Consider the following 5,164-nt stretch of genomic DNA (forward strand, 5'->3'; position numbering starts at 1 on the left):
TCGAACTGATCGGCAGGGACGGACAGCCCGTCCGGGGCCCGGGGGCGATGGGCGAGGTGGTCGCGACCAACCTCACCAACTTCGTCTGCCCCCTCATCCGCTACCGCACCATGGACCTTGCCACGGCGGCCGGGGAGGCCTGTTCCTGCGGCCGTGCCTACCCGATACTCGAACGCGTGGAAGGAAGGGTTCAGGACTTCATCGTGACGGGCAAAGGCGAACTCCTCTCGGGGATTGCCATGAACATCGATACCGATGCATTCGACAACGTTAAACAATTTCAGTTCTACCAGGAGAAGGTCGGGGAAGTCATACTGAATATCGTGAGAAAACCGGCGTTCAGCGAGCAGGACGCGGAGTATCTCTACCGGGAGGTGAGCAGGAGTTGCGGCGACGACGTCCGTATCATCATCAGGTACGTCGACAACATACCGCTCACCGCCCGCGGCAAGTACCGTTACTTCGTTCAGGGGCTGCCGATACACTTCAGCGATCGCGAAGGGGGGATCGTCGAACATGTCTCTCCCGACCTGCTCGCCTGACCAGGGAGATATATATATGAAGGCCGGTCTTCATCGATGGGTGTCGCGTGCAAACCCGCTCACCGTCAAAGCACTCAGTCTGGTGCCGTCGTACCGCACCTACCGGCAGATGTATGCACTCCTCCGGGAGTCACAATGGTGGAGCCGGGAGGAACTCGCGGCCTACCAGACCCGGGCGCTCGCGCGCCTGCTCGACCACGCCTACGAGAATGTCCCCTACTACCGGAGGGTCTTTCAGGAGCACGGTCTCGTGCCCGGGGATATCCGGGGCCCGGAGGATCTCGAACTCCTCCCGTTCCTGACCAAGGAGATCGTCCAGGCCAACCTCCCGGACTTAAAGGCCCGGAACTACCCCGAATCCGCCTTTGAGTACGTGCGCACATCCGGCTCAACCGGCACCCCCATGGGGTTCTACTACGAGAAAGGGGTCTCCCGTGCCCGGGAATGGGCGTTCATGAAGACCCAGTGGGACCGCGTCGGCTACCGGTTCACCGACCGCTGCGTCATACTCCGCGGGCATGTCGTGGATGCGGCAGCGAGCGGCACCTACTGGAGGCGTGCGCTCTTCGGCCGGTGGCTGATCATGTCTTCCCACCAGATGACCGAGAAGACCCTGCCGGACTACGTCGACCGTATCCGGAGGTTCATGCCCCGGTTCATCCACGCCTATCCCTCCACGGCCGTGATACTCGCCCGGTACATGCGGGAGCACGGCATCGCGCCGTTCCCGACCGTCAAAGCCGTCCTCTGCGGGTCGGAGAACCTCTATCCCTGGCAGCGCGATCTCCTCACCGAGGTCTTCGGGTGCCGGGTCTTCTCCTGGTACGGCAACTCCGAGCAGACGGTGCTCGCCGGCGAGTGCGAGGAGAGCACCCACTACCACATCTTCCCCGAATACGGGATCGTTGAGTTGATCGGCAGGGACGGACGGCACGTCGAGGGGGCCGGCGCCATGGGCGAGGTGGTCGCGACCAACCTCACCAACTTCGTCTGCCCCCTCATCCGCTACCGCACCATGGATGTCGCGGTTCTCGGGGAGGACTCCTGTACCTGCGGGAGAGAGTATCCCCTGCTCGAGAAGGTGGAGGGGAGGCTCCAGGAGTTCATCGTAACCCGGAGCGGGCACCTGATCTCCGTCACTCCCATCAACTACGAATCCGAAGCGTTCGAGAACATACGGCAGTTCCAGATGTACCAGGAGGAGGTGGGGGAACTCATCATGAAGATCGTCAGAAAACCGGCTTACACCGAGAAGGACACCCGGCAGTTGACAGAAGAACTCCGGTGCCAGCTCGGTGACGGGGTGAACGTCCACGTCCGTTTCGTCGATGAGATCCCCCGCACCGAGGGCGGGAAGTTCCGGTACCTCATCCAGAAACTTCCCATCTCGCTCGGCGACCTCTGACCGTTCAGTCGATGTAGGGGACGAACCGGCGTTTCAGCCAGGGTTTATTGATGACGTTGCTGTATGCCCATTCCGCCAGGGTCCCGACCGCATCCTTCTGAAAGACCTCCATATATATGCCGAGACTCGAACAGAACCTTGATTTGAAGAAGTTCAGGTCCGGTGTGTTCGCTCCGATATTCTCCAGGTACGAGTAGCCTTCGGCCTTTGCACGCTGGATCAGGAGCCACTGGAGATATTCGTTCCCGGCATGAACCCCCTCGATCCGCGGAGTTCCTATCCAGAGCAGGAACCGTTTGTACTCCTGGGTGGCGACGGCTCCCGTGAGGGCACCTTCCCGGTCGTAGAGGTAATACGCCGCGAGATGGTCCGGATACGCCCGGAAGAGCTCCTCGAAGTAGCGCCTGCCGACCATCGGGATCTTCATCTCCGGCCGGCTGAACCGCTCGGCAAGCGACGCATACAACGTTGAAATATCGGCGCTTCGCACGAGGTTCATACCGGCCTTTTCGGCCTTCCGGAGTTTGTTGCGAAGTTTGTAGTGAAAGTCGCTCCAGACCTTCTCGATCGGCCGCGAGATGTCGACAACGTAGGTGTAGTGAACCTTCGGGTCGTATCCCCGCCAGAGGAACTGCCTGACGTCGGTGAGGCCGGGAACGAGGGTCAGGGAGAAGTAATGCGGTGAGATGGTATCGATCTCCGCGGAGAGATCCCCCGCAACGAGATCCATGATCTCCTCCTTCTTGCCCAGCTTCAGCGTATCAAACGACTTTCCCGGGACGAAGCCCTGGTAGGGGACGACCGCCTGCATGGGCGGCGGCGAGAAGAGTATCCTCACACCATGCGTGCTCTTTAAGTAGAGCGGAGCGAGGCAGACCAGTTCCTCCCTCTTGTAAATCCCGTAGGGGAGGAGCCGATAGCCCGCGTGCTGTGCGGTGATCGTTATGTAGTCCCACTTGTGGAAAAGCAACCCGTACGTGCTTGCATCTACGAAAGAGTCCCACAATTCCCTGTCCTTGATGATCTCGAGCACCATAGAGCCTGACTTCCGGCGATCGGCCATGCCAGACCGCGCCCGCTACAGGATACCTCAAAGGGCATATTTATATCTTCCCGGGACACTGCCGGGAGCGGGGGCCCGAACAGTTTTTGACCGGCCGGGGGGCTCTGCTGCCCCGGGAGAGCACCCTCCGGTTCGGTCGATGCAGGAGGCAAACCTCTTCTTGATCGGCGGCCTGTTGATCGGGGTCGGGTTGTTCGCCTCGGTATGCTGCCCTGTGATCGTTAAGAAGTCCCATTTATGAAAGAGGAGGGGCGAGGGGCTGTCGTCGACAAATGCGTCCCGGGTATCTCTGTCGGCGATGATCTCGACCGCCAAACGGTTCTTCCTCCGTTCTGCTGGAGAAACCGGCAGACCTTACCTCCTGCGGTCGGCCATTCGTGCCGGGGCGTAGAGCAGGGCCGGTCGCACGAAAACGGCGCTCATTCCGGGCCCCCCGGACATCCGGCGACCTGAACCACGGGTTTCAGGATAGCATTTGTTGCACGATGCTGCGAGGCACCGGAGAGGAGAGAGACGGCGAACCCTAAACCCTTCCGGTCGCCATCATCAACCGTTTCACGAAGGAGCGGTATGCCCACTCGGAGAATGCGCCGAGGCCGTCTTTCTTCTCGACCTCAAAGTACATCGTAAGATCGGGGTTGAACTTCGATTTGAAGAAAGCCAGATCGGGGTTGTTCGCGCCCATATTCTCAAACGTCCGGTAGCCTTCGGCACGTGCACGCTCGATCAGGAGCCACTGGAGATACTCGTTCCCGGCATGAACCCCCTCGATCCGCGGGGTTCCCATCCAGAGCAGGAACCGTTTGTACTCCTGGGCGGCAACCACGGCCGCGACCTCGTCCTCTGCATCGTAGAGGGTGTAGACCCCGATCTCCGGGTAGGCACGCACGAGATCCTCGAGGTAGTCGCGCTTGATCGGCGGGATATCGAGCGACGGGTCACGGTAGCGCTCGGAGATGAGCATATGGAGCGTGGAGATATCGCCGGATCTCTCCAGCCGGAGACCCGATTTCGACTCCTTCTTCAGTTTGCTGCGGAGTTTGTAGTGGAGGTTGTTCCAGATCTCCTCGATCGGCCGCTCAAGATCGATGGTGTAGGTGTACCGGACCCGTGCATCGCACCGGTCCCAGAGGTAGTGGCGTATATCGTGAAAGCCCGGGACGAAGGCTATCGAGAGGTAGTTCGGCGAGAGATCAAGGAGTTCCCCGCGAATTTCCTCTGCAATCAGCCCGAGAAGGGATTCTTTCTTGCTCCGCTTGAGCGACCCGAACTTCCCGTTCATTACGCACCCGAGGTGGGGGATCACCGTGAGGGGCGGGGGTGAAAAGACGGCGTTGATCCCATGCATCCGCTTCCAGAAGAGCGGGAATACGCAGAGCGGCTCGTCGCCGTTATAGACCGCATAGGGAAGAAGCGTGCTCTTTGTATGGTTTGCCGTCAGGTGCAGGTAGTCCCACTTATGAAAAAGGAAGCCCGAAGGGCTCTCGTCGATGAAAGTATCCCAGGTATCTCTGTCCTCGACTCTGATCGCTGTCATCCCTTCCGTCACTCCGGCGCTGTCATGCAGCCTGCGGCCCGGCGACCTCTAATCATCTCCCGGACTCATATATACCTTTCCGAAGGTCCGCCGTATCGGGCAGCCGGTCGCCGCAGGGCCGGGCTCGCCGTCCGGGCGGGGTGGCCGTGCCCGGCCCCGCCGACAAATCATTATATATAAGAACACGTGAGGTAGGGGCATGGTCGCACTCCGTCTCCTCGCCATGGACGACGTTTCGTTCCGTTCGTGGGAAGGCAACGGTTCCGATGCATACGGCGACGTCTGGGTGCTCATCCCGGAGAACAGCCTCTTTCCTGAGTTCCTGAAACATTTTTCCCGTGCATCCGGCCGGGATCTGACCGCGATACCGTACTCCGAGAACTTCTTCTGACCGCACCCGGTCTCCCGGCTAAGCCGGTCATCTTCATCATGCCGCCGGTGCCATCCGGCCATACCGGGAGCAAAACGTTTAATGCCGAGTATAGGTATGAGCACCCCGATGGGTGTGCGGATGAATCATCGGGGATTGAGGGCTCTCCGGCCCGAAGATTCTGTGACGGCGAGGGCGCTCCGCATCCTCCCTGCATACTCCGCGTATAGAAAGACCTACACCCTCC

At 60.2% G+C, this 5,164-nt stretch carries 4 protein-coding genes and 1 pseudogene; 3 read left to right on the top strand and 2 right to left on the bottom strand.

Annotated features, from left to right (window positions below; translation table 11 throughout):
• Together L21_RS13425 and L21_RS13430 are read left to right on the top strand one after the other, a co-directional pair.
• Positions 1–542: pseudogene (locus L21_RS13425) on the top strand (phenylacetate--CoA ligase family protein); the annotation flags it as partial.
• Positions 543–582: 40 nt separating this feature from the next.
• Positions 583–1,947 (top strand): phenylacetate--CoA ligase family protein, encoded by a 1,365-nt coding sequence (locus L21_RS13430; RefSeq protein WP_463508166.1) that lies wholly within the window; start codon positions 583–585, stop codon positions 1,945–1,947.
• A gap of 4 nt (positions 1,948–1,951) precedes the next feature.
• Here the strand turns inward: L21_RS13430 and L21_RS13435 are convergent, their stop codons facing one another.
• Positions 1,952–2,983, bottom strand: coding sequence for a GNAT family N-acetyltransferase (locus L21_RS13435; RefSeq protein WP_074370959.1), 1,032 nt, complete (start codon positions 2,981–2,983; stop codon positions 1,952–1,954).
• A 550-nt stretch (positions 2,984–3,533) separates the two neighbouring features.
• Entirely contained in the window at positions 3,534–4,547 is a 1,014-nt protein-coding gene (locus tag L21_RS13445) for a GNAT family N-acetyltransferase (RefSeq protein ID WP_074370957.1), read from the bottom strand.
• Positions 4,548–4,746: 199 nt separating this feature from the next.
• Here L21_RS13445 and L21_RS13450 point away from each other — a divergent pair, with 199 nt between their 5' ends.
• Positions 4,747–4,938: a hypothetical protein gene (locus L21_RS13450; RefSeq protein ID WP_074370958.1), complete on the top strand. Its 192-nt coding sequence runs from the start codon at positions 4,747–4,749 to the stop codon at positions 4,936–4,938.
• The last annotated feature ends 226 nt before the right edge of the window (positions 4,939–5,164 follow it).

The sequence above is a fragment of the Methanoculleus chikugoensis genome (assembly GCF_900095385.1).
Lineage (GTDB): Archaea > Halobacteriota > Methanomicrobia > Methanomicrobiales > Methanoculleaceae > Methanoculleus > Methanoculleus chikugoensis_A.

Bases quoted from the DNA above. Each gene is read 5' to 3' on its own strand.
- L21_RS13435 (WP_074370959.1), bottom strand. From the start codon at position 2,983: ATGGTGCTCGAGATCATCAAGGACAGGGAATTGTGGGACTCTTTCGTA.
- L21_RS13445 (WP_074370957.1), bottom strand. From the start codon at position 4,547: ATGACAGCGATCAGAGTCGAGGACAGAGATACCTGGGATACTTTCATC.
- L21_RS13450 (WP_074370958.1), top strand. From the start codon at position 4,747: ATGGTCGCACTCCGTCTCCTCGCCATGGACGACGTTTCGTTCCGTTCG.